The sequence below is a fragment of the Vibrio sp. SG41-7 genome (assembly GCF_014164465.1).
Taxonomy (GTDB): Bacteria; Pseudomonadota; Gammaproteobacteria; order Enterobacterales; family Vibrionaceae; genus Vibrio; species Vibrio splendidus.
Genome location: NZ_JACJFF010000290.1, coordinates 1 through 1,207, shown reverse-complemented (window position 1 = coordinate 1,207; position 1,207 = coordinate 1). Strand labels below are relative to the sequence as shown.

General features: G+C 44.6%; 1 protein-coding gene. It reads right to left on the bottom strand.

All coding sequences use genetic code 11. The features are described 5' to 3' along the window. Nucleotides 1–1,207, bottom strand: a 1,207-nt coding sequence (locus H5300_RS26705) for an IS4 family transposase (RefSeq protein WP_182797358.1), incomplete at both ends; no start/stop codon positions are given.

Sequence of the window (1,207 nt, the reverse complement as noted above, 5' to 3'; positions counted from 1 at the left end):
GTAATGTTTTTCTTGGATTTCCTTTGAGCGGATTTTTGTGCATTCTTGAATATATAGCTACAGGCCCATTCAAGTTTGTTGCCTATTTCTGACCATGCTCTGTGGCTGATACATTCAAATATTGGTAACAACCACACATCCACATTTTTTGCCGCTTTAAACAGCGAGACCGATGGCATTATCTGAAGTGCAGTACTGCGCCTGATGATCAGCGCGATCAAACTGGCCCAGATAAGCCCATCAACGATAGCCTTTTGTGTGGTGACAAATCGTTGCCAGTTTGTGTGAGATTTTAACTCCTTAAAAAGCAACTCAACCTGCCATCGACAGCGGTAGATCGCCATGATGTCATCAGCAGTATAGGTGTCTGAAGGCAAGTTAGTTATCCAAATGCAGAATCGTTTTTCCTCTGCAAACCAACGCCTTACAACTCTAAATGTTTGCTTACCGCGACGAACTTTAAGGTCGAGCACCTGCGAGCGATTAGTACCTCGAGTGATGTCTTTAAGCTTCTTCCCTTCTAGTTTAGGTAAACGCCGCCCCTGGCCATTTCTCGCTTCAATAACGTTTGGATTCAGGGATTTGGCTCCGCGAAAAATATAGAAGCCACCATACTGATCAAGCTCTGCAAAGAACTGGAAGTCAGGATACCCAGCGTCAGCCAACAGCAATTTGTTACGCATCGTTTTGGGTTCAGGTAAAAAATCTCTTTCTGATGCCGTATCAGCACTGATACTCATCGCGACTGGAGAAAAGCTTTTTAAAGACATTGTCATATGGCATTCAACCGCGGCAGGGTTACGCTTAAATCGACTCGGATAAACGCCCGCAAGGTCACGATGAATGTGGAAAGAGCTACCATCTTGAAGCAACACATCATCAAAGATAGCGAGTTTATCTGGTAGGTTGGCACTCTGCTGGCGAGCAAACTGAGCTATTGCTCGCATGGCCAACTGACGCATGAATGTCGGAAACTCTTCTTTTCTTAACTGGTTATGGTAGGGCTTATAAGCCACGGTATCTTTAGCACTTAAGCACATACCATTGAATTGCCTTAGTAAATCGGCAATAGAGGAGCAATTTCCTTTGCTCAAAGCGGCCACTAGGCTTATCACTAGCTGGTCGGGTAAGATCGCCCGACACCGTTTCATAAGTCCTGTGCTTTTCGCCATTTTTTGAAGGCTTTCAGCATTAAAGAATTGCTTAA